The 26,999-nt window shown below is 72.6% G+C and carries 20 protein-coding genes, 3 tRNA genes and 1 pseudogene; 12 read left to right on the forward strand and 12 right to left on the reverse strand.

Translation table 11 applies throughout. The features are described 5' to 3' along the window. Positions 1-163: 163 nt before the first annotated feature. From JK356_RS04615 to JK356_RS04635, 5 genes are all read left to right on the forward strand, one after another. On the forward strand, positions 164-1,888 hold the full coding sequence (locus JK356_RS04615; RefSeq protein WP_307815403.1) for an alpha-glucosidase: 1,725 nt from the start codon (positions 164-166) through the stop codon (positions 1,886-1,888). 25 nt (positions 1,889-1,913) lie between these two features. Continuing rightward, positions 1,914-3,161: an ABC transporter substrate-binding protein gene (locus JK356_RS04620; RefSeq protein WP_201866234.1), complete on the forward strand. Its 1,248-nt coding sequence runs from the start codon at positions 1,914-1,916 to the stop codon at positions 3,159-3,161. Between the two features lie 31 nt (positions 3,162-3,192). Beyond that, complete coding sequence (locus JK356_RS04625; protein ID WP_201866235.1) at positions 3,193-4,095, forward strand: carbohydrate ABC transporter permease; 903 nt, start codon at positions 3,193-3,195, stop codon at positions 4,093-4,095. Beyond that, complete coding sequence (locus JK356_RS04630) at positions 4,095-4,988, forward strand: carbohydrate ABC transporter permease (RefSeq protein ID WP_201866236.1); 894 nt, start codon at positions 4,095-4,097, stop codon at positions 4,986-4,988. The genes JK356_RS04625 and JK356_RS04630 overlap by 1 nt, the downstream gene beginning before the upstream one ends. 391 nt (positions 4,989-5,379) lie before the next feature. Continuing rightward, complete coding sequence (locus tag JK356_RS04635) at positions 5,380-6,156, forward strand: polysaccharide deacetylase family protein (protein ID WP_201866237.1); 777 nt, start codon at positions 5,380-5,382, stop codon at positions 6,154-6,156. Positions 6,157-6,188: 32 nt separating this feature from the next. Here the strand turns inward: JK356_RS04635 and JK356_RS04640 are convergent, their stop codons facing one another. After that, positions 6,189-6,794, reverse strand: coding sequence for a DNA polymerase ligase N-terminal domain-containing protein (locus JK356_RS04640; RefSeq protein WP_307815404.1), 606 nt, complete (start codon positions 6,792-6,794; stop codon positions 6,189-6,191). A gap of 142 nt (positions 6,795-6,936) precedes the next feature. On the opposite strand from JK356_RS04640, the gene JK356_RS04645 reads away from it, so the two are divergent. Then, entirely contained in the window at positions 6,937-8,508 is a 1,572-nt protein-coding gene (locus JK356_RS04645) for an alkaline phosphatase (protein WP_201866239.1), read from the forward strand. Here JK356_RS04645 and JK356_RS04650 read toward each other — a convergent pair. The 3 genes from JK356_RS04650 to JK356_RS04660 form a co-directional block, all read right to left on the reverse strand. After that, positions 8,471-11,524: a glycoside hydrolase family 38 C-terminal domain-containing protein gene (locus JK356_RS04650; RefSeq protein WP_307815405.1), complete on the reverse strand. Its 3,054-nt coding sequence runs from the start codon at positions 11,522-11,524 to the stop codon at positions 8,471-8,473. The two genes, JK356_RS04645 and JK356_RS04650, sit on opposite strands and share 38 nt — an antisense overlap. Positions 11,525-11,668: 144 nt before the next feature. Next, complete coding sequence (locus JK356_RS04655) at positions 11,669-12,232, reverse strand: Uma2 family endonuclease (RefSeq protein ID WP_201866240.1); 564 nt, start codon at positions 12,230-12,232, stop codon at positions 11,669-11,671. A gap of 98 nt (positions 12,233-12,330) precedes the next feature. Continuing rightward, on the reverse strand, positions 12,331-13,728 hold the full coding sequence (locus tag JK356_RS04660; RefSeq protein ID WP_307815406.1) for a GntP family permease: 1,398 nt from the start codon (positions 13,726-13,728) through the stop codon (positions 12,331-12,333). Between the two features lie 235 nt (positions 13,729-13,963). On the opposite strand from JK356_RS04660, the gene JK356_RS04665 reads away from it, so the two are divergent. Further along, positions 13,964-14,038: transfer RNA gene (locus JK356_RS04665), tRNA-Asp, on the forward strand. Positions 14,039-14,042: 4 nt separating this feature from the next. After that, a tRNA-Phe gene (locus JK356_RS04670) sits at positions 14,043-14,119 on the forward strand. Positions 14,120-14,307: 188 nt separating this feature from the next. Here JK356_RS04670 and JK356_RS04675 read toward each other — a convergent pair. The 4 genes and pseudogenes from JK356_RS04675 to JK356_RS04690 all read right to left on the reverse strand — a co-directional run bounded on the left by JK356_RS04675 (position 14,308) and on the right by JK356_RS04690 (position 16,105). Next, positions 14,308-14,724: a TIGR03668 family PPOX class F420-dependent oxidoreductase gene (locus tag JK356_RS04675; RefSeq protein WP_201866241.1), complete on the reverse strand. Its 417-nt coding sequence runs from the start codon at positions 14,722-14,724 to the stop codon at positions 14,308-14,310. 76 nt (positions 14,725-14,800) lie between these two features. Further along, positions 14,801-15,586 carry a GntR family transcriptional regulator gene (locus JK356_RS04680; protein ID WP_201866242.1) on the reverse strand — a complete coding sequence of 262 codons (786 nt, stop codon included), beginning with the start codon at positions 15,584-15,586 and terminating at the stop codon, positions 14,801-14,803. Between the two features lie 10 nt (positions 15,587-15,596). Continuing rightward, positions 15,597-15,929, reverse strand: a pseudogene (locus JK356_RS04685) (ABC transporter permease); the annotation flags it as partial. 29 nt (positions 15,930-15,958) lie between these two features. Then, the gene (locus JK356_RS04690) at positions 15,959-16,105 is read right to left on the reverse strand and encodes a hypothetical protein (protein WP_201866243.1); all 147 of its coding nucleotides are present in this window, start codon (positions 16,103-16,105) and stop codon (positions 15,959-15,961) included. A 139-nt stretch (positions 16,106-16,244) separates the two neighbouring features. On the opposite strand from JK356_RS04690, the gene hrpA reads away from it, so the two are divergent. Then, positions 16,245-20,315: an ATP-dependent RNA helicase HrpA gene (gene hrpA, locus JK356_RS04695; protein WP_201866244.1), complete on the forward strand. Its 4,071-nt coding sequence runs from the start codon at positions 16,245-16,247 to the stop codon at positions 20,313-20,315. 89 nt (positions 20,316-20,404) lie between these two features. Then, positions 20,405-20,479: transfer RNA gene (locus JK356_RS04700), tRNA-Asp, on the forward strand. A gap of 322 nt (positions 20,480-20,801) precedes the next feature. Here the strand turns inward: JK356_RS04700 and bldC are convergent. Next, positions 20,802-21,008 (reverse strand): developmental transcriptional regulator BldC, encoded by a 207-nt coding sequence (bldC, locus tag JK356_RS04705; protein ID WP_019431930.1) that lies wholly within the window; start codon positions 21,006-21,008, stop codon positions 20,802-20,804. A gap of 465 nt (positions 21,009-21,473) precedes the next feature. Continuing rightward, entirely contained in the window at positions 21,474-22,310 is an 837-nt protein-coding gene (locus JK356_RS04710; protein ID WP_201866245.1) for a hypothetical protein, read from the reverse strand. 186 nt (positions 22,311-22,496) lie between these two features. Between JK356_RS04710 and JK356_RS04715 the strand changes: the two genes are divergently transcribed. Together JK356_RS04715 and JK356_RS04720 are read left to right on the forward strand one after the other, a co-directional pair. Continuing rightward, on the forward strand, positions 22,497-23,648 hold the full coding sequence (locus tag JK356_RS04715; protein ID WP_201866246.1) for a Glu/Leu/Phe/Val dehydrogenase: 1,152 nt from the start codon (positions 22,497-22,499) through the stop codon (positions 23,646-23,648). Between the two features lie 241 nt (positions 23,649-23,889). Continuing rightward, positions 23,890-24,150, forward strand: a complete 261-nt coding sequence (locus JK356_RS04720; protein WP_201866247.1) for a DUF3073 domain-containing protein — start codon at positions 23,890-23,892, stop codon at positions 24,148-24,150. Positions 24,151-24,234: 84 nt separating this feature from the next. Here JK356_RS04720 and purM read toward each other — a convergent pair whose 3' ends face one another. Next, positions 24,235-25,314: a phosphoribosylformylglycinamidine cyclo-ligase gene (purM, locus tag JK356_RS04725; protein WP_201866248.1), complete on the reverse strand. Its 1,080-nt coding sequence runs from the start codon at positions 25,312-25,314 to the stop codon at positions 24,235-24,237. Positions 25,315-25,364: 50 nt separating this feature from the next. Continuing rightward, entirely contained in the window at positions 25,365-26,990 is a 1,626-nt protein-coding gene (purF, locus tag JK356_RS04730; protein WP_374100607.1) for an amidophosphoribosyltransferase, read from the reverse strand. Between the last annotated feature and the right edge of the window lie 9 nt (positions 26,991-26,999).

The raw sequence follows: 26,999 nt of genomic DNA on the forward strand, positions 1-26,999 counted from the left end.
TTTTCCAGAGCGATAGTAAAAACAGCGGCGTTCCGTTCCGTTGATGCGGCTATGCCGGGTTCTGCACGGAGGGTTGACGGGCACATCGTTGCGCCGTAGAAATAACCAGCCCTATCGCAGACCGGGCACTGGCCCGTCATTCCCGCGCATTGCGAGGTCAGTGGTGAGCAAGGCCCCCTGGTGGCAGTCCGCCGTCGTCTACCAGATCTATCCGCGCAGCTTCGCTGACAGCAACGGCGACGGGATCGGTGATCTCCCCGGCATCACCAGCCGCCTGGACTACCTGGCCGAGCTGGGCGTTGACGTGCTGTGGCTGTCGCCGGTGTACCCCTCGCCGCACGACGACAACGGCTACGACATCAGCGACTACCAGGACATCGACCCGCTGTTCGGCACGCTGGCCGACTTCGACCGCCTGCTGGCCGAGGTCCACGCCCGCGGCATGCGGCTGATCATGGACCTCGTCGTCAACCACACCTCCGACGAGCACCCGTGGTTCCGCGAGTCCCGCGGCGGCGGGCCCGGCGGCCCCAAGCGCGACTGGTACTGGTGGCGCCCCGCCCGGCCCGGCATGACCCCGGGCACGCCGGGCGCCGAGCCGACCAACTGGGGCTCGTTCTTCTCCGGCCCGGCCTGGGAGTTCGACCCGGCCAGCGGCGAGTACTACCTGCACCTGTTCTCGCGCAAGCAGCCCGACCTCAACTGGGAGAACCCGGAGGTCAGGCAGGCGGTCTACGCGATGATGCGCTGGTGGCTGGACCGGGGCGTGGACGGCTTCCGGATGGACGTCATCAACCTCATCTCCAAGGACCCGGCGCTGCCCGACGGGCACGTGCGGGAGGGCGCCCGCTACGGCGACGGCAGCCCGGCGTTCGTCTGCGGGCCCCGGATCCACGAGTTCCTGGCGGAGATGCGCCGCGAGGTCTTCGCCGGCCGCCCCGGCACGTACCTGACCGTGGGCGAGATGCCCGGCGTGACCGTCGACGAGGCGCGGCTGTTCACCGACCCGGCGCGCGGCGAGGTGGACATGGTGTTCCAGTTCGAGCACGTCGGTCTCGACGACGGGCCGGGCGGCAAGTTCGACCCGCGCCCGCTGCTGCTGACCGACCTGAAGGGCTCGCTGGCCCGCTGGCAGACCGGGCTGAGCGGCACCGGCTGGAACAGCCTGTACTTCTCCAACCACGACCAGCCCCGGGTCGTCTCCCGCTACGGCGACGACTCGCCCGCGTACCGGACGCGTTCGGCCACGATGCTGGGGACCGTGCTGCACCTGCACCGGGGCACGCCGTACGTGTACCAGGGAGAGGAACTCGGCATGGCCAACTACCCGTTCGCCTCGATCGCCGACTTCCGCGACATCGAGTCGCTCAACCACTACCGCGAGGCGCTCGACGCCGGGGAGAGCCCCGCGCGCGTGCTCGACGCGCTGCGGGCCCGCGGCCGGGACAACGCCCGCACCCCCATGCAGTGGGACGCCAGCGCGCACGCGGGCTTCACCACCGGCACGCCGTGGCTCGCCGTCAACCCGGACTACGTCGAGGTCAACGCCGAGGCCCAGCGGGCCGATCCGCACTCGGTCTTCCACCACTACCGGCGCCTGATCGCGCTGCGCCACTCCGAACCGGCCGTGCAGCACGGCGAGTTCCGGCTGCTGGCCCCCCACGACGAACGCGTCTACGCCTTCACCCGCACCCACCCGGACAGCGGCACGGAGCTGCTGGTCCTCGGCAACTTCTCGGGTGAACCCGCGCCGTTCGACATCCCGGCCGGCTGGGAGGACAGCGAGCCGCTGCTCAGCAACCTCCCGGACGCCCCGCCGCTCACCCGCCCCTACTCCCTCGCCCCGTGGGAGGCCCGCGTCCAGCGGCGCCGCATCCCCAGCGCCTGAGACCGACCGCAGCAGGAGGGCCCGCATGATCTCCCGCAGAGGGCTCCTGACCACCGGACTGTCCGCCGCCGCCACCGCCGCCCTCACCAGCGGGTGCGGCCGCATCGGCGGCTCAGACGGCCGGGTGACCCTGGAGTTCTTCCAGTTCAAGCCCGAGGCGGTGGCCACCTTCCACCGCCTGATCGACCAGTTCGAGGCCGAGCACCCCGGCATCCGCGTCGTCCAGAACAACGTCCCGGCCTTCGAGACGGCGATCCGCACCCGCCTGGTGCGGGGCGACATACCCGACGTCGTCTCGCTCAACGGCAACTTCACGTTCGGCGAGATAGCCTCGTCCGGGGTCTGGCACGACTTCGCGGCCGCCCCGGACGCCTGGGACATCGCTCCCGGCATCCAGGACGTGCTCGACACCCTGGGCACGTACCAGCCCGGCGAGCATAACGGTCTTCCCTTCGCCGCCAACGCCAGCGGCATCCTGTACAACCGGCGGCTGTTCGCCCAGCACGACGTGGCGGTCCCCACCACCTGGGGCGAACTGATCGACGCCGCCCGCACCTTCCGCCGCGCGGGCATCACGCCGTTCTACGGCACGCTGGCGGACGCCTGGACCTCGATGCCCGCGTTCAACGCGCTGGCCTCCAGCCTGCATCCGCCCCAGGAGTTCTTCCCCGAACGGCTGGCCGGGCGCACCACCTTCACCGAGGCGTACGCCGAGGTCGCCGACAAGCTCGCTGAGCTGTACTCCTACACCCAGGACGACATGGCCGCCCGCACCTACGACGAGGGCAACCAGGCGTTCGCGCAGGGCCAGTCGGCGATGTACCTGATGGGCAGCTTCGCCATCCCGCCCATCAAGTCCTTCCAGCCGGACTTCGAGATCGGCTCCTTCGCGCTGCCCGCCTCCGACGACCCCGCCGCCACGCGCCTGGTCTCGGGCGCTGACGTGGCGCTGACGATCGGGCGCGATCCGGCCCACCGCGAGGAGGTCATGACGTTCCTGCGCTTCCTGATGCGCCCGGACGTCATGCGCTCCTACGCCGACGAGCAGCTCGCCGTCCCCACGCTCAACGGGCTCCAGCCGGAGTCGCCCGAACTCGCCGAGGTCCGGCCGTTCATCGACGAGGGCCGGATCGTCGGCTTCACCGACCACATGATTCCCCGCGCCGTCCAGCTGGAGGCCGTCACCCAGCAGTTCCTGCTCGACGGCGACCGCGACGGCTATCTCGCCACGCTCGACGAGGAGTGGGACACGTACCAGGACCGCCACGCCTGAACCGCCCACCCCACCCACCAGGGAGCCGCACATGGCCAGCCTCTTCACGAGCCGGAGGGCGGACGGGACCAGCAAGCGCGGGTCCGCCGCGTACTACTGGATGGTCCTGCCCGCGCTCGCGCTCTTCTTCTTCCTGCACACCCTTCCGGTACTCCAGGGCATCTACTACAGCTTCACCGACTTCGCGGGCTACGGCGACTACGACTTCGTCGGGCTGCGCAACTACGTCAACCTCTTCCGCGACGACGGGATCTGGGAGTCGTACCTCTTCACGGTCCAGTTCGCCGTCACCGCCACCATCCTGACCAACGTCATCGCGCTGGCCCTCGCGCTCGGCCTGAACGCCAGGATCCGGTTCCGCACGACACTGCGCGCCATCTTCTTCGTGCCGAACGTGCTGGCGATCCTGATCGTCTCCTACGTCTTCAACTACCTGTTCAGCCACTCCCTGCCGTACCTCGCCGGGAAGCTGGGCATCGGCTGGCTGAGCGAGCCGATGCTGGCCGACCCCGACCGTGCCTGGATCCCCATCGTCATCGTGGCGGTGTGGCAGGCCGTCGCGTTCAACGTGATCATCTTCCTCGCCGGGCTGCAGACCATCCCGGGCGAGCTGCACGAGGCGGCCCTCATGGACGGCGCGGGCCCCTGGCAGCGGTTCCGCTCGATCACGCTGCCGATGATCATGCCGTTCGTCACCATCAACATGATCCTGGCGCTGAAGAACTTCCTTCAGGTCTTCGACCAGGTGGTGGCCCTCACCAACGGCGGCCCCGGCACGTCCACCACGTCGGTGTCCTTCCTCATCTACAACATGGGCTTCCTCGGCGGCGAGTACTCCTACCAGACGGCCAACGCCGTCCTGTACTTCCTGCTGATCATCGCCATCTCCCTCTTCCAGCTGCGGCTGCTGCGGTCCCGCGAGGTGACGTACTGATGACCACCACGACCACGACCGCAGGCGCCGCGGCGACGGCCGCTCCGGCGCCCCCACCGCGCCGCCGCCGGTCCCACCGCCCGCGCGTGAACTGGTGGCTGACGGCGCTGCTCGCCGTGTGCGCGCTGACCGTGCTGGTCCCGCTGTACTTCACGGTCGTCACCGCCCTGAAGACCCCGGACCAGCTGGGCGGCACCGGCTTCGGCCTGCCGGACGAGGTGCGCTGGCAGAACTTCGCCGACGCCTGGCGGCTGACCGACTATCCGCGTGCCGCGCTGAACAGCGCCCTGATCACCGTCGGCGCCGTGGGCCTGACGCTGCTGACGAACTCGCTGGTCTCCTACGCCATCGCCCGCAACATGCATCGGCGGCGGTTCCGCGTCCTGTACTACTACTTCGTCTCGGCACTGTTCGTGCCGTTCCCGATCATCATGCTGCCGGTCGTCAAGCAGACGGCGGTGCTCGGCCTGGACAACCAGGCGGGCCTGATCCTGCTGTATGTCGTCTACGGGCTGGCGTTCAACATCTTCCTGTACGTGGCCTACCTGCGGTCCATCCCGCGCGAGCTGGAGGAGGCGGCGCGCACGGACGGCGCCGGCACGTGGACCGTCTTCTGGCGCGTGATCTTCCCGGTGCTCGGGCCGATGAACGCCACGGTCGGCATCCTCACCTGCCTGTGGGCCTGGAACGACTTCCTGCTGCCGCTTGTCATCCTCTCCAGCCCGGAGGCCAGGACGCTGCCGCTGGTGCAGTACGTGTTCCAGAGCCAGTTCTCCACCGACTACACCACGGCCTTCGCCTCCTACCTGATGGCGATGGCGCCCATGCTGCTCGTGTACGTCTTCGCCCAGCGCTGGGTGATCTCCGGCGTCATGCGCGGCTCGGTCAAGTGACGCAGCCCCGCCCGGCGCGCGGCGTGACGCCGGACGGAAGCACGGCGCGGCGGCCGGGCGGGCCGCCGCGCCGCGGTGGGGGGTGTGACAGATGGTCGGGGAGGGCTTGCTGCTGAAGCCTCGGGGAGTATCGCGGCGCTGTGGCGAGCACGTCAACCTGTTCTTCCGGAATACTTTCGGTTTCTTGCGGAGCCCTGCCCGCCCCCGTCGCCGCTCACAACATCCCCCCGTTGATGAAGGTTTCGACCGTTCAACCGTTCGTCGTGCCAAACCGACCGCTCGTCGCACGGAGGGTGTCCGGGCGTATTGACGCCCCTTGGCGGCCTCCTTACTGTCCCCACATCACCGGAAGGAACCGAAAGATTTTCGGTCACCGTGGAGAGGAGTGGGCATGAGCGACACCCTGGACGGGACTGGGGCTCTCTCCCCCACCCCGCCCCTTTCCCCGCGCCGCCTGCGACGGACCGGACGGACCGGCTGGCGGGGCCTGCGGCTCGTCACGCTGCTGGCCGCCGCCCTGTGCCTGGTCACCGCCGGAGCCGCGACCGCCGCCCCGGCCGCCCCCACCGCGACGCCGCAGATCGTCGACTCGACCCGCAGCGGCGGCTACAGCGTCGCGCTGACCTTCGACGACGGCCCGAACCCCGCGGACACCCCCCGCCTGCTGGAGATCCTGCGGCAGAACAACGTCACCGCCGTGTTCTGCCTGTGGGGCACCTACGCCCAGCAGTACCCGTACATCGTCCAGCAGATCGTTGCCGACGGGCACGTGCTGTGCAACCACACGATGGCCCACGAGGACCTGGGCTACTGGTCGCCCGACCAGATCCGGCAGAACCTGGAGCAGACCAACGCCGCCATCCAGTCCGCCGTCCCCGGCGCGGAGATCCCCTACTTCCGCGCCCCGAACGGCAACTGGGGCCAGAGCCCGCAGGTCGCCGCCGACCTCGGGATGCAGCCGCTCGGCTGGCGCCTGGCGATCAACGACTGGGAGCCCGCCACCTCCGACCAGCTGCTTGACCGCCTCCGCCAGGGCGTGACCCCGGGCGCGGTCGTCCTGCTCCACGACGGCGGCGGCGACCGCTCCGCCACGGTGGACGCCGTCAGCCGGTACATCCCGGAGATCCGCTCCCAGGGCTGGACCCTCGACCTGCCCGCGCTGCCCTGACCTTCCCGCGTTCTCCCTGACCTTCCCGAGTTCTAGCCGGCTCGCTCGGCCTCGCGGCGCACCTGCCCGAGAGTCCTGCCCGAGCGCGCCGAACGGGCCCGCGCCGGGTCCGGGGCGCCCCTTGCCCCCGCGTTGCCACCGGACCCGGCGCGCTTCACCAGCAGCCACGCCTCGCCCCGCCCGCCCGGGCCGCCGTCACGGAAGCGCGTCAGCGCCCAGCCGCCGCGCAGCTTCCGCCCGGCCAGCCGGAACGACAGGTGGCCTGCCCGCAGCGCCCGCGCCACCGGCACGTCGTGCTCCGGCTCCCAGGTGCCCTCGTCCCAGATGATCACCGGCCCCGCGCCGTACTCACCCTGCGGGATGACGCCCTCGAAGTCCCGGTACGCGAGCGGATGGTCCTCCGTCGGCATGGCCAGGCGCTTGACCCCCGGGTCCGCCGAGGGGCCCTTCGGCACCGCCCACGACATGAGGACCCCGTCCGCCTCCAGCCGGAAATCGAAGTGGACCCGGCGGGCGTCGTGCAGCTGCACCACGAAGCACGGCCGGTCCCCCGCCCCGGCCCCGCCGCCGCGCGGCTCGGCGGTCCTGGCGAAGTCCCGCCTGCGGAGGTAGGCATCCAGCGGCCGCTCACGCGTCACACCTCCATCGTCGCAGTGACCGGCCGGCCGCGCATGCCGGCCGTTCGTCCGCCGTTCGCCAGGCGTTCGGCCAGCGGCGCCATGCTGCCAGGCGGCCGCCGGAAGGCCACGGGGGGACGCACGACGAAAGGGGAACACCACCATGGCAGCGACAGCCAGCGGACCCGGGCGCCGCACCGTGCTGCGGGGCACACTCGCCGCTACCGCCGGGCTGGCCGCGGCGGGCGCGGGAGCCGTGCCGGCGTTCGCGCGCGGCGGGCGGCCGCAGGCGCGCTGGGGCGTGCAGGCCGGGGACGTCACGGCCCACTCGGGCCTGGTCTGGGTGCGGTCCGACCGCCCCGCGCGCATGATCGTCGAGACGTCAGCGACCGAGTCGTTCGCCCGCACCCGCCGCTACCCCGGGCCGCTGCTCGGCCCGGGCACCGACTTCACCGGCACCACGGCGCTGCACGGCCTGCCCGCCGGCGAGCAGGTGCACTACCGCGTGCTGCTGGCCGATCCCGACGACCCGCGGCGCGTCAGCGCCCCGGTCACCGGCACCTTCCGCACCGCCCCGGGCCGGCGGCGCGGCGGCGTCCGGTTCGTGTGGTCCGGCGACCTGGCCGGGCAGGGCTGGGGCATCGACCCCGCGTTCGGCGGCTACCGCACGTTCGAGGAGATGCGGCGGCTCGACCCCGACTTCTTCCTCTTCAGCGGCGACACGGTCTACGCCGACGGCCCGCTGGAGCGCACCGTGACGCTGCCCGACGGCCGGGTGTGGCAGAACGTGACCACCGAGGAGAAGTCCAAGGTCGCCGAGACCCTGGCGGAGTACCGGGGCAACTTCCGCTACAACCTGCTCGACGAGCACCTGCGCCGCTTCAACGCCCAGGTGCCCGCGATCGTGCAGTGGGACGACCACGAGGTCACCAACAACTGGTACCCCGGCGAGATCCTCGACGACGACCGCTACACCGAACGGTCGGTGGACGTGCTGGCGGCCCGCGCCCGCCGCGCGTTCTCCGAGTACTTCCCGCTGCCCGCGCTGCCGGGCGGCGGCCTGGCCGGGCGCCTGTACCGGGTCGTGCGGTACGGGCCGCTGCTGGACGTGTTCGTGCTCGACATGCGCACCTACCGCAACGCCAACTCCCCGAACGACCAGCCCCTCGACGAGCAGGGCGTGCTGGGGCGGCGGCAGCTGCAATGGCTCAAGCGCGAGCTGGCCCGCTCCACCGCCACCTGGAAGGTGCTGGCCGCCGACCTGCCCCTCGGCCTGGTCGTGCCCGACGGCGACACCGACTTCGAGGCCATCGCCAACGGCGACCCGGGCGCGCCGCTGGGCCGCGAGGCGCAGCTCGCCGAGCTGCTGCGGTTCATCAAGCACCACCGCATCACCGGCACGGTGTGGCTGACCGCCGACGTGCACCACACCTCCGCGCAGCACTACCGGCCCGAGGGCGCCGCGTTCGGCGACTTCGCCCCGTTCTGGGAGTTCGTCACCGGCCCGCTGCACGCGGGGGCGTTCCCCGCCAGCGAGCTGGACGGCACCTTCGGGCCGGAGCGCGTCTACCTCAAGGCGCCGGACCGCGCCAACGTCTCACCCGCCGAGGGCTTCCAGTTCTTCGGCGAGGTGGAGATCGACGGCGGCAGCGGCGACCTGACCGTCCGGCTGCGGGAGACCGGCAACGGCGTGCTGTTCACGAAGACGCTCCGTCCCGGCCTGGTCGGCCAGTAGCGGCGGCCGGGCGGGTCAGCCGCACCGTCACCACCTGGAACGGCGCCAGCTCCAGGCGGGCGCCGCCGCCCTCCGCGCCGCGCAGCGCCCGCCGCACGCCGTCATCCCCGCGCAGCGGGCGTTCCAGCAGGTCGGTCTCGCGCACGGTCACCCCCGGCGCACCGGCACCGGCCCGCCCGTCGCCGCCCAGCTCGTCCGCCCAGCGCAGCACCGCCGAGGCCCGCCCGCCGCGCGCCTCGTAGATCCGGGCGACCACGTCGCCGGAGCCGTCATCGGCCAGTTTCACCGTGTCGATCACCGGCATGCCCGTGGCGTCCTGGAGCCACAGCAGCGGCGGCAGGTCCTGCGGCAGGCCCCGCACCAGCGGCGCGCCGAGCGCGTACCCGGCGGTGACCGTCTCGCCGATGTCCGGCGAGGGCAGCACGGCCCAGCGCAGCCGGTGCTCACCGGTATCGGCCCCCGGGTCCGGGAACGCCGGGGAGCGCAGCAGCGACAGCCGCACGTCCACCCCGCCGGCGGGGCCGCCGAGGCGGGCGATGTCGCAGCCGTAGACCGTGTCGTTGACGACGCCGACGCCGAAACCCGGCTCCGACAGGTGCACATAGCGGTGGGCGCAGTCCTCGAAGTGGGCCTCGTGCCAGCTGGTGTTGTCGTGCACGGCCCGCTCGGTGAAGCCGAACTGCGTCTCGTAACGCGCCGAGGCGGTGTGCAGGTCCAGCGGCAGCGACACCTTCAGCAGCTTCTCGCGCTCGCGCCAGTCGGCGTGCAGGTCGAACTCCAGCTGGCGCGCGCCCGGCGGCAGGCTGATCGTCAGCGTCAGCCGGGATCCGCCCGGCAGCGCGGCGCCCTGGTGCGTGACGGTGACGCGCCCCGGTCCCGGCGTGACGCTGACCGGCGTGTCCAGGGCCGTGAACAGCCGCCGGGCGTCCCGCTCGACGTCCCAGGCGTCCCAGCGCACCGGCTCGTCGCGGTGCACGCGCAGCACGCCCAGCGCCTGCCCGGGCGGCACGATCTCGCGGCCGGTGCCCTCCTCGCGCAGCGACACGACGTAGCCGCGGGCGTCGATCACGGCGCGCAGCAGGCCGTTGTCGAGCACGAGCGCGCCGTCGTCAGCGGCCGGCGCGGGCGCCGTGGCGGTCTCCCGCTCGGGCAGCGGGCGCCAGGCGGCGGCGCCGGAGCCGGACCAGTCCGCCGGGACGAGCCGGGCCGGGGGGCCGGCCTCGCGGTCGCCGCGCAGGGCGCCGGCCGCCCGGTCGATCAGCTCCGTCAGCCTGCGCTCCACCTCGGCGTAGGTGGCGCGGGCCTCGCGGTGCACCCAGGCGATGGACGAGCCGGGCAGGATGTCGTGGAACTGGTGCAGCAGCACCGTCCGCCAGATCTCGTCCAGTTCGGCCGCCGGGTAGGGGGCGCCCGCGCGGACCGCCGCGCTGGCCGCCAGGTACTCGGCGGTGCGCAGCAGCGCCTCGGCGCGGCGGTTGCCCGCCTTCATGGCGTGCTGCGAGGTGAACGTGCCCCGGTGCAGTTCCAGATACAGCTCGCCGACCCACACCGCCGCCGCGTCGCCCAGCTCCGCCTCGGCGTCCGCGAAGAACGCGGCGGGCTCACGCACGGTCACCCGGGCGGCGCCCTCGCAGTCGGCGAACCGGGCGGCGCGGGCCAGCATCTCGCGGGTGGGACCGCCGCCGCCGTCGCCGTGGCCGAACGGCACCAGGGAGTGGGAGGAGTAGCCCTTCTCGCGGAAGTTCCGCACGGTATGGCGGAGTTCGGCGGCCGTCACCTCGGCGTTGTAGGTGTCGGCGGGCGGGAAGTGCGTGAAGATGCGGGTGCCGTCGATGCCCTCCCACCAGAAGGTGTGGTGCGGGAAGCGGTTGGTGTCGTTCCACGAGATCTTCTGCGTGAGGAACCACCGGAAACCCGCCAGCCGCGCCAGCTGCGGCAGCGCGCCCGAGTAGCCGAAGCTGTCCGGCAGCCACACCTCGCGCGGCTCCACGCCGAACCGCTCCAGGAAGTACCGCTTGCCGTACGTGAACTGGCGCACCATCGCCTCGCCGCCCGGCATGTTGGTGTCGGACTCCACCCACATCCCGCCGACCGGCACGAAGCGGCCCTCGGCGACCCGGTCCCGCAGCCTGCCGAACAGCTCCGGGTAGTGCTCCTCCAGCCAGGCGTACTGCTGCGCCGAGGACATGGCGTACACCAGCGAGGGGTCGTCGTCCATGCGCTCCAGCACGCTGGCGACCGTCCGCGCCACCTTCCGCACGGTCTCGCGCACCGGCCACAGCCACGCCGAGTCGATGTGCGCGTGCCCGACGGCGGTGACGCGGTGGGCGCTGGCGTGCGCCGGCTTCGCCAGCTCGGGGGCGAGCGCGGCGCGCGCCACGGCCGGCTCGTCGGCGGCGTCGAGCGCCGCGTCAACGGCGCGCAGCAGCGTCCAGCGGCGCGGGTCCTCGTCCGGCAGCCCGGCCGCGATCCCGGCCGCCACCTCCAGGTCGCGCAGCAGCGCCCAGGTCTCCTCGTCGAACACGCACAGCTCCGCCCGGTTCAGGCGGTAGTGCGGGGCGGGCCCGGCCGTGTCTTTCTCGCCCACGGCCGTGGGCTCGAAGGCGTGCGGGCCCTCGCAGTGGACCAGCGGGTTGGCGGCGGCCTCCAGGTAGACGGTGAACGGGCCCGGCGGCAGCCGCACCCAGCCGCTGCGCGGGTGCACCGCCTTGAGCGCCCGGCCGTCCGCGTCGTAGACCAGGCCCTCGGCCTGGCCGCCGATCATGCCCTCGCGCCAGCCGAGGTCCACGACCAGCTCCACGGGCCCCCGTCCCTCGGGCACGGTGCCCTCGATGCGGAACCACGTCGTGCCCCAGGCGGGCCCCCACTCCTGGCCGACCTCGAACGGCTCGTAGTCGGCGGCGAGCGCCTCGGCCACCGGCACGGGCTCGCCGGTGCCGCCGCCGACGTGCCAGGCGCCGATCGTGACGCCGCCGATCCGCACGTGCGTACGCGGCTCCAGGCGCTGCCGCGCCACTCGTTCCCAACGCCCCAGTGTTCGTACTAGCCCCTCGTGCATGCTGGGGCCCTTGCCCCGCATCGCCCCGCTTTAAAAGCACCTGGCGCAGCCGCCACCGCGGCCTCCCCCGTCCCCTGGCGCCTGGTCCGCGCGGGCGGCCGGTCACCGGGAGCGGGTGAGGACCCCGGGATCGATCGCGGCGGGGAACGGCTCCTCGACGCGCACGGCGAACCCGCCCAGCGCCGCGGCGGTCTCCTCGTAGACGCCGCGGCGCAGCCGCCCGGCGCGGAAGAGCGGCAGCGGGGCGAGTTCCAGCTGCCACAGCTGCGGGATGCCGGCGGCCGCGTAGAGCGCGGGCCGCACGGTGTGGTCGGCGACGCGCGTGTCCGGGGAGACGATCTCGACGGCGACGCGGACGTCGCGGGCGTCGAGCGCCGCACCGGCACCGGCAGCCGCCCGGCGCACGGCAGCGGCGTCCGCCACCACCAGATCGGGCACGGCGAATCCGTCCGGCAGGCGCACGGCGACGGCGGGCAGCGCCTCGACCTCCGCGCCGGCCTCGCGGGCGGCGTCGTCCAGGAGCGCCAGGAGGCGGCGCGCCGCCCGCTGGTGCGTCACCGACCGGGGGCCGCCGGGGGGCGCGGGCAGCAGCGTGGCCGGGGGTTCCTCTCCCGGGGGCGCGGGCACGGCGGGGGAGCCGGTCCCGGTGGCGGGGATGCGCGGCATCCCTCTTTCATACCTCCCTCCGTACCGCCCCGTCCCGCCAGGGCCGTGTGCCGGGGGGCGGGGCGCCTCCGGACGGTGCCAGCCGGTGCCAGCCGGTGTCAGGCGATGGCGTACAGGAGGCAGGCGAGGGTGAAGCCGGACAGGCCGATGGTGGTCTCCACGACCGTCCAGGTCTTGAACGTGGTCTTGACGTCCATCTCGAAGAAGCGGCCGACGAGCCAGAAGCCGGAGTCGTTGACGTGGCTGGCCACGACGGACCCGCCGCCCAGCGCCAGGACCAGAGCGGCGAGCTGGAGGGCGTTGTAGTCGCCCGCCTCCACCACCGGCTGCACGATCCCGGCGGCGGCGGTGAGCGCGACGGTGGCCGAGCCCTGGGCTATTCGCAGCACCACGGCGATGATGAACCCGGCGACGATCACCGGCAGGCCCAGGTCCTCCAGGGCCTCGGCCAGCGCGTCGCCGATGCCGCTGGCGCGCAGCACGCCGCCGAACATGCCGCCCGCGCCGGTGATCAGGATGATCGCGCAGACCGGGGCGAGCGCCGAGTCGATGGTCTTCTCGAGCATCTCCTGGCCGCGGCCGCGCCGGGTGCCGAGCACGTAGGAGGCGGCGAACACGGCGATGAGCAGCGCGACCGGCGTCGAGCCCAGGGCCTGCGCCAGGCTGTACCACCCGGCCTCGCCGTCGACCCACCCGGCGGCACGGGCGGCGTCCAGCCCGGTGTTGGCGAAGATCAGCACCAGCGGCAGGAGCAGCAGCCACACCACGGTCGAGGCGCGGGGCGGGGCGGCCATCTTCTCGGCGGGCTCACCGCCGCTGAGCAGCGACGGCACGGGCAGCACGATCCGCTTGCCGATCCACAGGCCGTACAGGTGGCTGGTCACGAACCAGATCGGCACCGAGCAGACGATGGCCACCGCCGTGACGAGGCCGACGTCGGCGCCGAGCAGCTCAGTCGCGGCCACCGGGCCGGGATGCGGCGGGGAGAAGATGTGGATCGTCGAGAAGGCGCCGGCCGCCGGGAGGCCGTACCGCAGCAGGCCGCCGCCGAGGCGGCGGGCGACGGCGAAGATCACCGGCAGCATGACGACCAGGCCCGCGTCGAAGAAGATCGGGAAGCCGAAGAGCAGCGAGGCGACGCCGAGCGCCAGCGGCGCCCGGTCCTCACCGAACCGCGCGATGAGCGCGTCGGTCAGCGACTGTGCGCCGCCGCTGACCTCCAGCAGCCGGCCGAGCATCGCGCCGAGGCCGACGAGGAGCGCGACGCTGCCGAGCGTCGTGCCGAAGCCGTCGGTCATGGTCGGGACCACCATGTCGGCGGGGATGCCGGTCGCAAAGGCGGTCAGCAGGCTGATCACGACCAGCGCCAGGAAGGCGTGCACCTTCAGGCGGATGATGAGGAAGAGGAGCGCGGCGATCGCGAGACCTGCGATCGCCAGCAGCGGCCCCGCGTCCAGGGTCTGTGTCCACTCGTCGGTCGTGTCTTGTGCAAGCACCGCCGTGTCCCTCGTTCGGGTATGCGGGTGGTCATCCCGGCATGGTCGCGCCGGACCGTAGCACCCTTTCGCCTAGGAGGGGAAGGTTCGCGCAGGTGGGACCGGCCGACCGCGGTCCCGCGGCGTGGTAGGCTGCCTGGGCGACCTCAACCCGGTGGCGCGCACGCCAGCACACCACCGGACTCCCGTTGGGGACACGCGACTTCCTGTGCGAGACTAGTCCTCGCGCATGCAAGGTCCTGTGGAGCAGTTTGGAGTGCTCGCCACCCTGTCAAGGTGGAGGCCGCGGGTTCAAATCCCGTCAGGACCGCTCCGGCTGGGTAGCTCAGTTGGTACGAGCGTCCGCCTGAAAAGCGGAAGGTCGCCGGTTCGACCCCGGCCCCAGCCACCAGCGAACGCCCTCTCCGCAGCCGTGGAGAGGGCGTTGACGTGTGCCTGTGAACGTCTGCCTGTGCACGTGTGCCTGTGACAGCCGTGCCCGGCAGCAGCGGCACGAGGCAGCACGAGGCAGTCTTCGGCTCAGCCACCCAGCTCGCACCCGGCAGCCGCCGCCCCCTTAAGGGTGAGCCGCGCGGCGGCTCAGCGCTGCGCCGACCAGCCGGTGCAGCGGGTCACGGTGAGGACGAGCACCGGCCCAGCCGGGGGCCGCTCGCGGTACTGCGGGTACTTGGCGGCGAGCCAGGCCAGCGGGGCGCGGCGGGCGTCCCCGCGCGCGACGGCCGCCAGGCAGTCAGCGCGCACCCACCACAGCCGGGACCAGTCCTCCTCATAGGCGTCGGCCAGCACGCACACCCGCGCGTTCTCCTCGGCGTTCCGCAGCCGCCGCAGACCGTCGTGGCGCTTGGGCTTGCCGTCGACGGCGGTGGCCAGCAGCCCGCCGCGGACGGCGAAGGTGACGGGCACCAGGTGCGGCACGCCCGCGGCGCCGGCCGTCGCCAGCCGCGCCACCCGTGCCCCGGCGAGCCGCCGCCGCGCCTCTGCCTCGGGTAGCTCCATCCCCCACGTGTACCGCGCCGGCCCGCCAGCGGCACGCCCGCCGCCGCCTGACGGGTGAGACGGGCCGGCCGGGCCGCTACCAGCGGGCCAGCCGGGTCGTGCACACGAACTCCGCCCGGTCGCCGGGGAGGGTCACGTCGGCGACCTCCACCACCCGCCCGGCCGTGTCCACGCACGTCTTGCGGAGCAGGAGCACCGCCATCCCCGGCCCCATCCCCAGCAGCGCCGCCTCCTCCCGCGTCGGCGGCCGCGCCCCGGTGACGCGCTCGACGACGCGGTCCAGCTCGATGCCGACCGTCAGCAGCTGGGCCTGGGTGCCGCCCGGCCACGGCTCGCACGCCGGGCTGAGCAGGTCCGGGTTGGCGGCGACGTGCTCGCGCACCAGGTACGAGCGGACCAGCGACATCGGCACCGGCTCGGTGGCGCAGCGGGTGCGGTAGACCCGCTCGACCAGCGGCGTGCCCGGGGCGACGCCGAACGCCGCCGCCAGCTCCCCGCTGGCCCGCCGCTCGGCGTAGTCGATGCTGAACACCAGGTCGGTGACGGCCAGCCCGGTCTGGCGTTCGGTGGCGCCGGTGCCGCGCCGGATCTCGTCGGACGCCCGCGCGCGGTCCTTCTCCCACTGGTGGCTGCCGCACTCCCGGCGGATCCGCCGCCGCGGCGACCGGACGTACGGTCCCTGCCCGGGATGGACCGCGATCAGGCCCTCGGCGACGAGCACCGCCAGCGCCTGCCGCAGCGCCCCCGGCCCCTCGGCGGCGTAGCGGCGCCGCAGCTCCTGCGGCGGCGGCAGCGCCCGGCCCGGCGGCCACTCGCCGTCCGCGATGCGCCGCCGCAGGTCGTCCGCGACCGTCTGCCACACGCCGGCCCGCCTATCTGCCGCCCGGGCGCCGCGCCCAGCACACCGCGCACGTAGCCACGGCCCGCCGCGCGTGCTGGTGATCGCGGAAATGAACGGCCGTGTGCTGCCCGTTGACCGGGGCCCCGGGCGGTACCCACCGCCCGGTGGCGCCCAGCGGCGACGGCAGCAGCGGCCACGGCACCGCCCCGCCCGGGGAGGGGTTGCCGGTCATCACCATCAGCCCCCACGGGGGAAGAAGTGCCCAGCGCCCCGCCTGGGCGCTGCACATCGTGAACACCATGCCGGAGGCGAACATCGTCACCGCCAGGATCAGCCAGGACTCCGCGAACGGCATCTCGACGGCGTCCACAGCCTGTGGACAGGAAGGGGAGGTTAAGGGAGGCGCGGCGCAGGATCGGCCATGGCGTACGCGGAGGAGCCCGCGAAGAGCCCCGCCGAGGCGGCGGGGAGCAGCACCAGCACCGCCGCGGGGAAGAACGGCGAGACGCGGAATCTCCGCCAGCGCTCCGCAGGGCTCACCCGGCTCAGCCTAGGCCGCCCGCCCCCGCAAACCAGGCATAAACGCACATATCACCCACGTACCGCACCGATCGGTGCCCCGTCTGCCCCCGGATAAGGGTTCGCCGCCGGGGAAGCGGAGTGAGACCCTTGGGTGCGTATGTCTACACACGCCTCCCCACCAGCCTCACCGCCCTCCGCACCGCTGTCACCGCGCGCCCTGGCCGAGCGCCTGCCCCAGCTGATGCTCCGCGACGAGCGGCGGCTGCGGCGGCGGCTCGACGGGGTGCGCCGCGTGCGCGCGGGCGAGGCGCGGCAGGCCGTGCTCGCCGAGATCGCCGCCGCCATCGACGCCGCCGAGGAGCGCGTGGCGCTGCGGCGGGCCGCCGTTCCCGCGATCACGTATCCGGAGCAGCTGCCAGTCAGCCAGAAGAAGGACGAGATCCTGGCGGCCGTCCGCGACCACCAGGTCGTCATCGTCGCGGGCGAGACCGGCTCCGGGAAGACCACGCAGCTGCCCAAGATCTGCCTGGAGCTGGGCCGCGGCGTGCGCGGCCTGATCGGCCACACCCAGCCGCGCCGGATCGCCGCGCGCACCGTGGCGCAGCGCGTCGCCGACGAGCTGAAGACGCCGCTGGGCGAGGCCGTCGGCTACAAGGTCCGCTTCACCGACCAGTCCAGCGACGACACGCTGGTGAAGCTGATGACCGACGGCATCCTGCTGGCGGAGATCCAGCACGACCGGGAGCTGCGCGCGTACGACACCCTCATCATCGACGAGGCCCACGAACGCAGCCTGAACATCGACTTCCTGCTCGGCTACCTCGCCCAGCTGCTGCCGCGCCGCCCCGACCTGAAGGTGATCATCACCTCGGCGACGATCGACCCGGAGCGCTTCGCCCGCCACTTCGCCGACCGCGAGGGCCGCGAGGCCCCGATCATCGAGGTCTCGGGCCGCACCTACCCCGTCGAGGTCAGGTACCGGCCGATCGGCGAGGGCGACGCGGACGGCGACGGCGAGACCGACCAGATCACGGCGATCTGCGACGCCGTGGACGAGCTGCGCCGCGAGCCGCCCGGCGACATCCTCGTCTTCCTCTCGGGTGAACGGGAGATCCGCGACACCGCCGAGGCGCTGGAGAAGAAGAAGCTGCCCCACACCGAGGTGCTGCCGCTGTACGCGCGGCTGTCGCACGCCGAGCAGCAGCGCGTCTTCCAGCCGCACAGCGGCCGCCGCATCGTGCTGGCGACGAACGTGGCGGAGACGTCCCTGACGGTGCCGGGCATCAAGTACGTGATCGACCCCGGCACGGCCCGCATCTCCCGCTACAGCCACCGCACGAAGGTGCAGCGGCTGCCGATCGAGCCCATCTCGCAGGCCAGCGCCAACCAGCGCAAGGGCCGCTGCGGCCGCACCAGCGACGGCATCTGCGTGCGGCTGTACTCCGAGGAGGACTTCCTGTCCCGGCCGGAGTTCACCGACGCCGAGATCCTGCGGACCAACCTGGCGTCCGTCATCCTCCAGATGAACGCCGCCGGGCTCGGCGACATCGAGCGGTTCCCGTTCATCGACCCGCCGGACCACCGCTCCATCCGCGCGGGCGTGCAGCTGCTCGAGGAGCTGGGGGCACTGGCGGGCTCCCGGCTCACGCCGCTGGGCCGGAAGCTGGCGCAGCTGCCGGTGGACCCGCGGCTGGCGCGCATGGTGCTGGAGGGCGAGCGCAACGGCTGTGCCCGGGACGTGATGGTGATCGCCGCCGCGCTGTCGATCCAGGACCCGCGCGAGCGGCCGGCGGACAAGCAGCAGCAGGCGGACGCCAAGCACCAGCGGTTCCGCGAGGGCCCGGCCGAGGAGTCGGACTTCCTGGCGTTCCTCAACCTGTGGGAGTACGTGCGCGAGCGGCAGCGGGCCCTGTCCTCCTCGGCGTTCCGCCGGATGTGCCGCGCGGAGTTCCTCAACTACCTGCGGATACGGGAGTGGCAGGACATCTACGCCCAGCTGCGCGCCATCGGCCGGAGCCTGGGCGTGACCGTCCGGGAGCGCGAGGAGGGCGACCCGCCCGCCGATCCCCGGCTGATCCACCAGTCGCTGCTCGCCGGGCTGCTGTCGCACATCGGGCTGAAGGACACCGACAAGAACGAGTATCTGGGCGCCAGGAACGCGAAGTTCGCCGTCTTCCCCGGCTCCGCCCTGTTCAAGCGCCCGCCGCGCTGGGTGATGTCGGCGGAGCTGGTGGAGACCTCCCGGCTGTGGGCGCGGATCAACGCCAGGATCGAGCCGGAGTGGATCGAGCCGCTCGCGGGGCACCTGGTGAAGCGGACCTACAGCGAGCCGCACTGGGAGCAGAAGCAGGCCGCCGTGATGGCGTACGAGCGGGTGACGCTGTACGGCGTGCCCATCGTGGCGCAGCGGAAGGTCAACTACGGGCGGATCGACCCGGAGACCTCCCGTGACCTGTTCCTGCGGCACGCCCTGGTGGAGGGCGACTGGCGCACCCGGCACCGCTTCTTCCACGAGAACCGCCGCCTGCTGGCGGAGGTCGAGGAGCTGGAGCACCGGGCGCGGCGGCGCGACATCCTCGTGGACGACGAGACGCTGTACGACTTCTACGACCAGCGCATCCCCGACCACGTCGTCTCCGGGGCGCACTTCGACGCCTGGTGGAAGAAGAAGCAGCGCGAGGACCCCGACCTGCTCAGCTTCGAGAAGTCGATGCTGATCAACGAGCGGGCAGCGGACGTCACCAAGGCCGACTACCCGGACGTCTGGCGCCAGGGCGGCCTGTCGCTGCGCGTGACCTACCAGTTCGAGCCGGGCGCGGACGCCGACGGCGTGACCGTCCACGTGCCGGTGCAGGTGCTCAGCCAGCTTGAGCCGGAGGGGTTCGACTGGCAGATCCCCGGCCTGCGCGAGCAGCTGGTGACGGAGCTGATCCGCTCGCTGCCCAAGCCGCTGCGGCGCCACTGCGTGCCCGCCCCGGACTTCGCCCGGCGCTTCCTGGCGACGCCGGCGGCGGACCGGGAGACCGGCGCGGGCGGCGAACCGCTGCGGGCGGCGCTGGCGCGGGAGCTGACACGGCTGACCGGGCAGCGGATCACGGCGGAGGACTTCGACCCGGACCGGGTGCCGGACCACCTGAAGATCACCTTCCGGGTGGTGGACGAGCGCCGCAAGACGCTGGGCGAAGACAAGGACCTGGCCGCGCTGAAGCGTGCGCTGCGCACGCAGGCGCGGGCGGCCGTCAGCCGGGCGTTCTCCGGGGCCGGGAAGCCGGGACGGCAGCGGCGCGGCGGCGAGCCCGCCGGGCGGCCGGGCGGCGGCGCGGCGGCGGAGCCCGCGGCGCCGTGGCTGCGTGAAGGGCTCACGTCGTGGACGATCGGGACGCTGCCGCGCGTGGTGGAGACCCGGCGCGGCGGGCAGCCGGTCAAGGCGTACCCGGCGCTGGCGGACGAGGGCGCCACGGTGGCGGTGCGGCTGTTCGACAGCGAGGCGGCGCAGCGTCAGGCCATGGCACGCGGCACGCGGCGGCTGCTGCTGCTCACCCTGCCCGTGGACCCGGCGAAGTTCGCCCAGGACCGGCTGGACAACGCCGCGAAGCTGACGCTGGCAAGCACGCCGCACGGGGGCGTGCGGGCGCTGCTGGACGACTGTGTGACGGCGGCGGCCGACCGGCTGGTCGCGGCGCACGGCGGGCCCGCGTGGGATGAGGCGGCCTTTACGCGGCTGCGCGAGGCGGTGCGCGGCGACATCGTGGACGCGACCATGCGGACGCTGCGGCAGGCCCGGGAGGTGCTGGCCGCCTGGCAGGCGTGCGAGCGGCGCCTGGCGGGCCTGCGCGGGGCCTCGCTGCGCGACTCGGTGGCGGATGTGCGGCAGCAGCTGGACGAGCTGATCCGCCCGGGGTTCGTCACCGAGCACGGGGCGCGGCGCCTGCCGGACCTGCTGCGGTACCTGCGGGCGGTGGACCGCCGCCTCCAGCAGCTGCCGCAGCACGCCGAGCGCGACCGGGCGCGGACGGCGAAGGTGCGGCAGATGCGCGACGAGTACGAGTGGCTGCGTGAGCAGTTCCCGCCGGGCGAGCCGCTGCCGCCGGAGGTCACCGAGGTGCGCTGGATGATCGAGGAGCTGCGGGTGAGCTACTTCGCGCACGCCCTGGGCACCGCGTACCCCGTGTCCGACAAGCGGATCATGAAGGCCGTGGACGCGCTGGCGCCGGCGCACGCCGGGTGAGCGGCCGGGGCTCTGCCGCCGGGAGGGCGTCGCGTCCAGGGCGATTAGCTACCTGCGGCGCGGCTGGGGTAGAGTCCCGTTCGCGACATGGTCCTGTGGAGCAGCTTGGAGTGCTCGCCACCCTGTCAAGGTGGAGGCCGCGGGTTCAAATCCCGTCAGGACCGCGGCCGTAGCCCGGACCTCATCGATTCGATGCCGAACCGAAGGGGTCCGGGTTTCTTGTGTGCGCTAATACCTCATGCCCGACCTCCGGGACAAGAGGGACGAGGTGTGACGGGAGTCACTCAACTCGACTGCGGGCTGAGGCCGTACGACCCCGCAGCGATACGCCCCCATTTAATATGTGCAATTGCACGGCCGTTCCGAGGCCACCGCGGGGCCCTCGCGCGGACACAAAGATCGCGCCGGACCCGGCGGAGTCCGGCGCGATCTTGAGACCAAGCGGACCGGAGTGGGGGCTCCGGAGCCTGGGTTGTGCGGTGTTGCTCAGGCCTCGCCACGCTGCTGCGGGATGCCCGCGAGAAGCGCGCGCACCTCCGCTTCGCGGTAACGGCGGTGCCCGCCGAGCGTGCGGATCGAGGTGAGCTTGCCCGCCTTTGCCCAGCGTGTGACCGTTTTCGGGTCGACGCGGAACATGGTGGCAACCTCAGCCGGGGTCAGCAGCGGCTCAGCATCAGGGGTGCGAGCGGTCATGAGCGGCCTCCTCGGGAGAACCGAACCATCACGGTTCTTTCCTCTAAATTCTGCACCTTGACCCGCGTTGCCCGAAATGGCAGACGCGGGCCGAGTCGGTTATAGGACGAACGGCTTGTCCTCGGCACTACAACTACACCATCCGTCCAGCCGGGTCGGCCAAACCGATGGAATTGCCCTCTCAGGTGTTCAACCTCGACGGAAGCCGATGGACTATGCCATAGCGGACAGTTACCCGTCCGTGACGATCCGTCACTTCATGACGGGCCGTCAGCAGCCCCGCCGACGAGCCGCAATACCGACCTATCCGCCCTGTCGCGGATAGATGGAGCCGGTCCGGGCTCCTTGTCCTATTTTGACACGAGGATACTGCTTGGAGGCAAGACTCCCGCAGATGTGCCTTACGTCACGCTTAAGGGACTTTCGTCCCGGACGATGGTCCCCGCACCGCCAGCCGGCCGCCGTTCAGTTGGCGAACTGGCGCTCGCGGACCGTCATCCAGCGATCGGTGAGCTCCTCGTACAGCTGGCTCGCCCGCTCCAGGTCGCCCTTGGCGAGCGCGGCCAGCGCCTCGGTCACCTGAGCCACCGAACGGTCGGCCGCCAACTGCTCTTCGGAGATCGTATAAACCAATCCGCCGTAGTCCAGTTCGACAAGTGAACGAGGATGGAACTCCTCAAGCCACCGGCCCACGTCCGTGAGCGCCTCCGCCAGCGGTCCCTGCGGCATCGACTCCCGCACCGTCCGCAGCCCCCGCGCCACCCGCCGCCGCGCCTGCACCATCGGCGTCCGGTACCGCAGGCTGGGCACCCGCTGACCGGACTCCCCGGCCGGGCGGAAGCAGCGGTCCTCCTCGCCGAAGAGCACGAACCACCGCACCGGCACGTGCCACAGCGCCGACCTGATCCACGGCCTGGCGTCCGGATTCCGCACCCGCCACCGGCGGTACTCGTCCGCCGCCGAGCGCCGCGCCGCCGGCGGCATCGCGGCGTCCACCACCGGCTGCGGCATCAGCCAGTGCCCCACCTCACCCATCGCCTGCCAGGCCCGCAGCCGCAGCCGCCACGGGCACACGCACACGACGCCGTCCACCCGCGCCACGTACGCGTCCCCGCTCTCGTGCCGCGGCGCCGCCCGCGGCGGGATAGCCAGCAGCCCCGAGAGGGCCTGCCGCAGCTCGTCCTGCACGTCCGGCAGCGCCTCGCGCTGGGCGTACTCGGCCCAGTAGGCCCGCTCGGGCTCGGGAAAGGCCGCGAGCGGCTCGTAGACCCTGAGAAACGCGGCGTACGGCACGTGCGGCACGCGGCCCTCCCTGCTGTGTCGTGGACGGTCCTGGCAGTAGTCCCGGCAGTACGGGGTTGTCCTGGCCGGTGGGTGGCATCCGTGGGCGACGGGGCGGAACCCTGTAGTGGCGGCAGTGTGACCAACCCGGAACACACAGCCGGTCCGCACCGCCGTACCCTCATCTCACCATCGCCCTCCCCACCCATGGGAGGGCGCCGCCGCTATCGCCACGCAGGAGTCACCACCGTGACCGATGACGTACGTACCGCCAGCGTGCTGGAGACCCTGTTCCAATCCGACCCGGCCGACCAGGGGGGCCACGAGCAGGTCGTGCTCGGGCAGGACCGGGAGACCGGCCTGAAGGCCGTGATCGCCATCCACTCGACCGCCCTGGGTCCCGCCCTCGGCGGCACCCGGTTCCACGCCTACCCGCACGCCGCCTCCGCCGAGGAGGCGGCCTTCCGCGACGCCCTCAACCTCGCCCGGGGCATGAGCTACAAGAACGCCATGGCCTCCCTGCCGCACGGCGGAGGCAAGGCGGTGATCATCGGCGATCCCGAGGAGATCAAGACCGAGCGCCTGCTGCTCGCCTACGGCCGCCTGGTGGCCTCGCTCGGCGGCCGCTACGTCACGGCGTGCGACGTGGGCACCTACGTGCCGGACATGGACGTCATCGCCCGCGAGTGCCCCTGGACGACCGGCCGCTCGCCGGAGCACGGCGGGGCGGGCGACTCGTCGGTCCTGACCGCCTACGGCGTGTTCCAGGGCATGCGGGCCTGCGCCGCCTACCGCTGGGGAGATCCCTCGCTCGAGGGCCGCACGGTGGGCGTGGCCGGCGTCGGCAAGGTCGGCCACCTGCTGGTGGGACACCTGGTCGAGGCGGGGGCGCGGGTCATCGTCACCGACGTGCGCGAGGCGGCGGTGCGGCGCGTGCTCCAGGCGCACCCCGGCGTCACCGCCGTGCCCGACACGGACGCGCTGATCCGCACCGAAGGGCTGGACATCTACTCGCCCTGCGCCCTCGGCGGGGCGCTCAACGACGCCACCGTGCCCGCGCTGACCGCCGGCATCGTCTGCGGCGCCGCCAACAACCAGCTCCACCACCCCGGCGTCGAGAAGGACCTCGACCACCGCGGCATCCTCTACGCCCCCGACTACGTCGTGAACTCCGGCGGCGTCATCCAGGTCGCCGACGAGCTCCAGGGCTTCGACTTTGCACGTGCGAAGGAAAAAACGGCGAAGATCTTCGACACCACGCTGGAGATCTTCCAGCGCGCGGCCGCGGAGGGCATCCCCCCGGCAGCCGCCGCTGACCGCATCGCGGAGCAGCGGATGGCCGCCGCCACGACGGCGTAGGCCAAGCCCGGCGCGAGTCGTGCGGGGAAAGAAGGTAAAATCGACAGCGACCAGCACGGAGAGGACCATCGAGCCGCCGTCGACGGGTCCGGGTGATGTGGACGGCGTACCGCAGGCACGCGGAAGCAGGTACGGTTGAAGCCCGATGGACCGGATTCTCACCTGAGAGTCCGCTCTCAATCATGTGAACGATGTCAACACTCCGGGGCCGTTGCGCCCCGTCGTTGAGGGGGTCGAGCCAATGGGGCGCGGCCGGGCCAAGGCCAAGCAGACGAAGGTCGCCCGCCAGCTGAAGTACAACAGCGGCAGGACGGACCTCTCCCGCCTGGCCGAAGAGCTGGGTGCATCGACGCCGGACCGGCCGTCGAACGGCGAGCGGTTCGAGGACGGCGACGAGCTGGACGACGACCTGTACGCACGGTACGCGGAGCTGTACAACGAGGAGGATGAGGACGACGAACCGTCCTCGGATGCGTCCTCCAAACGGCGAGGCGGCGCCTGAGCCGCCCTGCCCCGAGCGCGCGAGGCTAACTCCCGCAAGCACTGACCCGGTCCGGCCCCTGCCGGACCGGGCTTCGTGCTGTGGTCAGCCTCCATAGTCACCGTGCGTCTCGACCGGCGCGCCGCCCTGAGCCCGCGGCCGGATCTCACCGGCGGCCCAGGCCGGCACTCCCCGTTCCGACAGGACGGCGAGCGCGGCGTCCGCCGCGCCGGCCGGGACGACGGCCACCATGCCGACGCCCATGTTGAACGTGCGCTCCAGCTCGTCGCGCGCCACCCCGCCGACCTCGCCGACCAGCGAGAACACCGGCGCGGGCGTCCAGGTCGAGCGGTCGACCACGGCCGTCAGGCCGTCCGGGATCACCCGCGCCAGGTTGCCGGCGAGCCCGCCGCCCGTGACGTGCGCAAAGGCGTGCACCTCGCAGCGCGCCGCCAGATCCAGGCAGTCGAGGGCGTAGATGCGGGTGGGCTCCAGCAGCTCCTCGCCCAGCGTCCTGCCCAGCTCCGGCACGTGCCGCTCCAGCGTCCAGCCGCCTTCGGCCGTGAAGTGCCGGAAGACGTGCCGCACCAGGGAGTACCCGTTGGAGTGCAGGCCCGAGGAGGCCAGCGCGAGCACCGTGTCACCGGCCCGGACCCGGTCGGGCCCCAGCAGCCGGTCCGCCTCGACCACGCCGGTGGCCGCGCCCGCCACGTCGTACTCGTCCGGGCCCAGCAGGCCGGGGTGCTCGGCGGTCTCGCCGCCCACCAGCGCGCAGCCCGCCAGCGCGCAGCCCTCCGCGATGCCCTTGACGATGGCGGCGACCCGCTCCGGATCGACCTTGCCGACGCAGACGTAGTCCGTCATGAACAGCGGCTCGGCGCCGCAGACCACCAGATCGTCCACGACCATGGCGACCAGGTCACGGCCGATCGTGTCGTGCGTGTCCATGCGCTGGGCCACGGCCAGCTTCGTGCCGACGCCGTCGGTGGCCGAGGCCAGCAGCGGGCGGCGGTACCGGGTCAGCGCGGACGCGTCGAACAGGCCGGCGAAGCCGCCGAGGCCACCGATGCTTTCGGGGCGCTGCGCCGTGGCCACCCACTTCTTCATCAGCTCGACGGCGGTGTCGCCGGCGGCGATGTCCACCCCCGCAGCGGCGTAGGAGGCGCCGGGCGTGTCGTTGGTCATAGTGTCTCTCTCGTCACAGGGCTCACCGCGGCCGCGGGTGCGTGCCCTCGTCAGGGACGCCGCAGCGCGTCGGCGGCGCCGGGGCCGGTCAGCAGGGGAAGCCGGGTCCGCGGCGATGCCGCGGCCTCACCGGCGGTCTCACCAGCGGCCCCGCCGGCGGTCTGCCCGGGGCCGCCTGAGGGCTGCTCCAGCAGGTCCTTGCCGAGGCGCTCCGGCTCGGGCAGGTCGATCGGATAGTCGCCGTCGAAGCAGGCCCGGCACAGGTCCGCTTTGGGGAGGGTGGTGGCCTCGACCATGGCGTCCAGGGATATGTACGCCAGGGAGTCGGCGCCGATCGAGGCGGCGATCTCGTCCACGGCCAGGCCGTTGGCGATCAGCTCCGCGCGGGTGGCGAAGTCGATGCCGAGGAAGCAGGGCCACTTGATCGGCGGGGAGCTGATGCGGACGTGCACCTCGGCGGCGCCCGCCTCGCGGAGCATCCGGACCAGCGCGCGCTGGGTGTTGCCCCGGACGATCGAGTCGTCCACGACGACGAGCCGCTTGCCCCGGATGACCTCTTTCAGCGGATTCAGCTTCAGCCGGATTCCCAGCTGCCGGATGGTCTGGCTCGGCTGGATGAACGTGCGGCCCACGTAGGAGTTCTTCACCAGACCGGAGCCGTACGGGATGCCGCTGGCCTCGGCGTAGCCGATCGCGGCCGGCGTCCCGGACTCCGGCGTGGATATCACCAGATCGGCGTCGGCCGGAGCCTCGGCCGCCAGGCGCCGGCCCATCTCCACCCGGGAGAGGTAGACGTTCCGCCCCGAGATGTCGGAGTCCGGGCGCGCGAGGTACACGTGCTCGAAGACACAGCCCCGCGGCTTCGCTTCCGCGAACCGTGTGGAGCGCAGCCCGCCCTCGTCGATGGAGATCATCTCGCCCGGCTCGACCTCGCGGACCACGGAGGCGCCGACGATGTCCAGCGCGGCCGTCTCGGAGGCCACGACCCAGCCGCGCTCCAGGCGGCCGAGCACCAGCGGCCTGATGCCCTGCGGGTCACGCGCCGCGTAGAGCGTGTCCTCGTCCATGAACACGAAGCTGTAGGCGCCCTTGACCAGCGGCAGCACCTTCGGCGCGGCCTCGGCGACGGTCAGGGGGTTGCCGTTCTCGTCCCGCTGGCCCGCGAGGAGGGCGGTGACGAGGTCGGTGTCGTTGGTGGCCTGGCGGCGCGCGGACCGGCCCTGCCCCGGCAGGGCGGCGGCGAGCTCGGCGAGCTCCGCGGTGTTCACCAGGTTGCCGTTGTGCCCCAGGGCGATGGAGCCATGGCCGGTGGCACGGAACGTCGGCTGGGCGTTCTCCCAGGTGGGAGCGCCGGTCGTGGAGTAGCGGGCGTGGCCGACGGCGATGTGCCCCGTCAGCGAGGTCAGCGACGTCTCGTCGAAGACCTGCGAGACCAGGCCCATGTCCTTGAAGACCAGGATCTTCGAGCCATCGCTCACCGCGATGCCCGCGGACTCCTGGCCGCGGTGCTGCAACGCGTAGAGACCGAAAAAGGTGAGCTTCGCGACCTCCTCGCCCGGCGCCCAGACGCCGAAGACCCCGCACGCGTCCCGGGGGCCCTGCTCGGGGAGGCCGCTCACACAATCGCTGAGCGGATCACGGTCGTGGCTGTGTCGTCCTTCATCACCACGTGGCACACCACGAGT

Origin of the sequence: Streptomyces sp. 7-21 (genome assembly GCF_016741785.1) — a bacterium.
GTDB lineage: Bacteria > Actinomycetota > Actinomycetes > Streptomycetales > Streptomycetaceae > Streptomyces.

Excerpts from the sequence above, each read along its gene's own strand:
- JK356_RS04620 (WP_201866234.1), top strand. The coding sequence starts at position 1,914 with ATGATCTCCCGCAGAGGGCTCCTGACCACCGGACTGTCCGCCGCCGCC.
- JK356_RS04625 (WP_201866235.1), top strand. The coding sequence starts at position 3,193 with ATGGCCAGCCTCTTCACGAGCCGGAGGGCGGACGGGACCAGCAAGCGC.
- JK356_RS04630 (WP_201866236.1), top strand. The coding sequence starts at position 4,095 with ATGACCACCACGACCACGACCGCAGGCGCCGCGGCGACGGCCGCTCCG.
- JK356_RS04635 (WP_201866237.1), top strand. The coding sequence starts at position 5,380 with ATGAGCGACACCCTGGACGGGACTGGGGCTCTCTCCCCCACCCCGCCC.
- JK356_RS04645 (WP_201866239.1), top strand. The coding sequence starts at position 6,937 with ATGGCAGCGACAGCCAGCGGACCCGGGCGCCGCACCGTGCTGCGGGGC.
- JK356_RS04655 (WP_201866240.1), bottom strand. The coding sequence starts at position 12,232 with ATGCCGCGCATCCCCGCCACCGGGACCGGCTCCCCCGCCGTGCCCGCG.
- JK356_RS04675 (WP_201866241.1), bottom strand. The coding sequence starts at position 14,724 with ATGGAGCTACCCGAGGCAGAGGCGCGGCGGCGGCTCGCCGGGGCACGG.
- hrpA (WP_201866244.1), top strand. The coding sequence starts at position 16,245 with ATGTCTACACACGCCTCCCCACCAGCCTCACCGCCCTCCGCACCGCTG.
- bldC (WP_019431930.1), bottom strand. The coding sequence starts at position 21,008 with ATGACCGCTCGCACCCCTGATGCTGAGCCGCTGCTGACCCCGGCTGAG.
- JK356_RS04715 (WP_201866246.1), top strand. The coding sequence starts at position 22,497 with ATGGGAGGGCGCCGCCGCTATCGCCACGCAGGAGTCACCACCGTGACC.
- JK356_RS04720 (WP_201866247.1), top strand. The coding sequence starts at position 23,890 with ATGGGGCGCGGCCGGGCCAAGGCCAAGCAGACGAAGGTCGCCCGCCAG.
- purM (WP_201866248.1), bottom strand. The coding sequence starts at position 25,314 with ATGACCAACGACACGCCCGGCGCCTCCTACGCCGCTGCGGGGGTGGAC.